The 3,338-nt window shown below is 51.6% G+C and carries 5 protein-coding genes; 1 reads left to right on the forward strand and 4 read right to left on the reverse strand.

Features of this window, described 5'->3' with window-relative positions:
• On the forward strand, positions 1–423 hold a 423-nt coding region (locus LC093_RS20050), incomplete at its 5' end, for a DDE-type integrase/transposase/recombinase (RefSeq protein WP_226669227.1).
• A gap of 154 nt (positions 424–577) precedes the next feature.
• On the opposite strand, the gene LC093_RS20055 is transcribed toward LC093_RS20050, so the two are convergent.
• The 4 genes from LC093_RS20055 to LC093_RS20070 form a co-directional block, all read right to left on the reverse strand.
• The gene (locus tag LC093_RS20055) at positions 578–814 is read right to left on the reverse strand and encodes a hypothetical protein (protein ID WP_226669229.1); all 237 of its coding nucleotides are present in this window, start codon (positions 812–814) and stop codon (positions 578–580) included.
• A 64-nt stretch (positions 815–878) separates the two neighbouring features.
• Positions 879–1,976, reverse strand: coding sequence for a serine hydrolase domain-containing protein (locus LC093_RS20060; protein ID WP_226669231.1), 1,098 nt, complete (start codon positions 1,974–1,976; stop codon positions 879–881).
• A 147-nt stretch (positions 1,977–2,123) separates the two neighbouring features.
• Entirely contained in the window at positions 2,124–2,759 is a 636-nt protein-coding gene (locus LC093_RS20065; RefSeq protein WP_226669233.1) for a LysE family translocator, read from the reverse strand.
• Between the two features lie 183 nt (positions 2,760–2,942).
• Positions 2,943–3,209 carry a hypothetical protein gene (locus tag LC093_RS20070; RefSeq protein WP_226669236.1) on the reverse strand — a complete coding sequence of 89 codons (267 nt, stop codon included), beginning with the start codon at positions 3,207–3,209 and terminating at the stop codon, positions 2,943–2,945.
• Positions 3,210–3,338: the final 129 nt, after the last annotated feature.

A 3,338-nucleotide genomic window follows, 5' to 3' on the forward strand; every position in this document is an offset into this window, starting at 1 on the left:
AAGCCAGTTGGCTGGGCGCTCTCGTTATCGCCCGATACCGCCCTAGTTAAAAAGGCGCTTACGATAGCCTACGAATCACGAGGGCAACCGGAAGGCATCATGTTCCACTCGGACCAGGGATGCCAGTACACAAGCCTCGCATTGCGACAGCTACTGTGGCGCTACAGAATGGCACAGAGCCTGAGCCGCCGAGGAAACTGTTGGGACAACGCACCGACAGAGCGCTTCTTCCGGAGTCTCAAGACGAAGTGGGTGCCGGAAACCGGCTACAAATCCTTCCCTGCGGCTAAACAAGGAATCACGAGTTACATCATTGGCTACTACAGCCAAATACAACCCCATCAGAAAAATGATGGGATGCCGCCGAATGCGGCGGAAGAGAAATATTGGAATGCTCAGAGTTCGGTGGCCAAAAAGAGTTGACCTCTACAGTCTCACCCTGTGGATTCACATAGGTAGCTGCTTCGCCGTACTTTATCACAACTGCGTTAACCCCATATGTGATATCCAGAAGCTTAGCGTTATACGTTTTGTGGCCACCCAAGTAATGAAACATTCCCTTACGCATCTTCGCTTTTCATTCCGGATCTCGATCATCCTCTGGGTCATAAGGAAAATGCTGATGACCGACATTATCGGCGAGTAATGAAAGATAATTTTCAATATCTTCTTTCGTTGCATTTGGACTTTGAGTAGAAGTCCATACTTCAAAGTACTCATTAGCGAATTCTTCGCAATCAAATTTTGCATCGTTCGATGAAGAGAAGGAAACTTGTAAAGCCAAGAGCAGCAATGCCGAAATCAGTATTTTCATAGTTTTTATCTTTTAGTTCGTGAGCACATAACGGCTCCGGCATCAGCGGCAGCACAAGGTGCGGTTAGTCATCTACGAACGCCTGAAGAAACGCCTGGGCGAATTCGGAACGCTGGACCTCTGCTCGGTCAAGTGGGTTGTCCCACCAGACACCTTCACTATTCGCGAGTACAATGAAGGTGAGGTCCAGGGATGGGATCTTCAAATACAGCGCGGAGTAAGCGTCCTCCCACCATCCCGAGTGCCAAACGAGGGTGTGCCCCCGGTATTCCTGCACAAACCAACCAAGGCCGTACGGAAGCACCTCACCGTTGCTCGATCGCATCGGGGCTAACATTGCAGCCCGTGACCCTGCCGATATCAGCACCCCCCGATCTAGTGCGACGTCGAACTTGGCAAGAGCGAGGACCGTGGTGATTACGCCGCCCGCAGCGCCGTCTCCCTGGGGTGGCGGCGCTGGGGCACGTTCGATTGCCCCGGAGGTCCCGACTCGGTAGGGCCGAGCCAGGAGCTTTGCCAAATCCTCACGCAGGGGCAAATCCCGATTAATCCGGGCCGATCGTGTCATACCAGCAGGCGCGAATACATACTGCTCGACGAGAGCCGAGAAGGATGTATCAGCGGCCGCCATGATGGGCCGCGACGCCCAGGAGTACAGCACGGGGTTGTAGGAGAACTGGTCGCCGGGCGTTCCTGTAGCGGTATGAGAGAGCAGGTGTCGAAGCGTGTGGTTCGGGGGCTGGCAACGGAGGCCTCTGGCAAATATCGACGGTTGCCGACTGAACTCGGTGCAGAAGTCTGCCCATTCGCTGTAGTCCACAATCGGTCGATCGAGGTCAAGTACTCCCTCCTCGACGAGCCGGAGGGCAACGACAGCGGAGATCGGCTTCGCGACCGAGGCGATGTTGTACGGGGTTTCGGCAGTAGCAGGAATATGGTGTTCGACGTCCGCGTAGCCCAAGCCCAATGCGAGAGCGATCGTTTGACTCTTCACAACGGCTACGGACAATCCCGGGATGTTGGCAGCTTGCCGGAGGGAATCAAGGCGTTCGACGAAGGCGGGAATATCTTGTGATGTAGCGTTCCTAGGACCTTGATGCTGTTCAGCCGACACGCCCGTGCATGCCGTCATTACAAGGAGGAAGAGCATGAAGTCTTTCATTGGTTTCACCTGCCCGCGCCGGTTGGTTGGCTGGTCTAACGCCCAGCGCAGGCGCAGCCAATGCGGAGCGCATTTTGTGTCAATGTTTGAGCGACAGCGAGTAACACAAAAGGCGCGTAGTGTTGGCTGTCGCTCTGCCGCTGCTTGTTAGCTTTGGGCCGTTAGCACCAGCCTTATTCCGAAGTACCCAAACATAGTTGCGGCCATACGATTAAGCCATTTCTTAACCTTGCCACTTGCGACCACACGTGCGCCCACTGCTGCGGACGACCACGCCAGAAAATGACACCATAGCATGCCATTCACATTAAAAATCACACCCAAAATTAGGAACGCTAGCGGATGGTTTTGGCTTTCAGGAGAAATAAACTGTGGTATGAAAGCCAAAAAGAATACCGCAACTTTTGGGTTCAGCACATTAGTAAGAAACCCTTCAATAAAAATTTTCCGATAAGGCTCTTTTCTTACCTTAGGACAATCAATTTGAGCCGCACTCTCCCGAGAGAAAATCATGCTTACTGCAATATAAATTAGGTACATGCCACCCAGAATTTTAATGACAGTGAATGCAGTAGCCGATGTAGCTATGACAACCGAAAGGCCAGCCATAGCTGCAAAAATATGCACAAATGTACCTGCCCCTATGCCAAGTGCGGCTGCCGAGCCGCCTTTAAAGCCCTGTGAGAGACTTCTACCGGCAATTAGTAGTGAGTCGGGACCAGGAAGAATATTCAAAATCAATCCCGACACAATAAAAAGGCCTAAATTTTCAATTCCGTACATCGGATCGATGCCTCTTGAACGAAAGCTAACGCCCACAGCAAGGGCGGCTTACCTTATGCGCTTTTTGCGCGAAAATGGGAGCAGAGCGACCCGCGCAAAACGTGCATAAGGTAAGCCGTCCCGCGGAGGCCCGAAGGGCCAGAGCCTTGCTGCCTGTGATTGTTATGAGTACTTCGCACTTAGCTAGACCAGATCATTGGCCGACAAGACCGTGAGAATCAATCCCACAATGAAACATCCTAACGAAGCCTTGCCAAATACAACTAAATATTCATGAAAATATTTATCAAAAAGCACTTCGTTAATTACCGCCAATACAAAAACCACCATCATTGCAAGAATACTTCCACCGACCAAAAAGGCTGAATACCTTTCTGACTTAGAGTAGTCAGCCCCATCGGAATGCAACCCGGAGAGCTTCTTGATGCTAGATATAAGAGCGTCTTTCATGGCCTACTCATAACGAATGTTATGGACTCCCCCTACCCCGACGGCATCGCAATGTGCCAAAGTGAAGTTACCACACAAACACTTGCGGATAGGAGGAGCCACAATGGCTATTACAACACTGGGTATCGA

The organism is Microbulbifer aggregans, assembly GCF_020524005.1.
Taxonomy (GTDB): Bacteria; Pseudomonadota; Gammaproteobacteria; order Pseudomonadales; family Cellvibrionaceae; genus Microbulbifer; species Microbulbifer aggregans_A.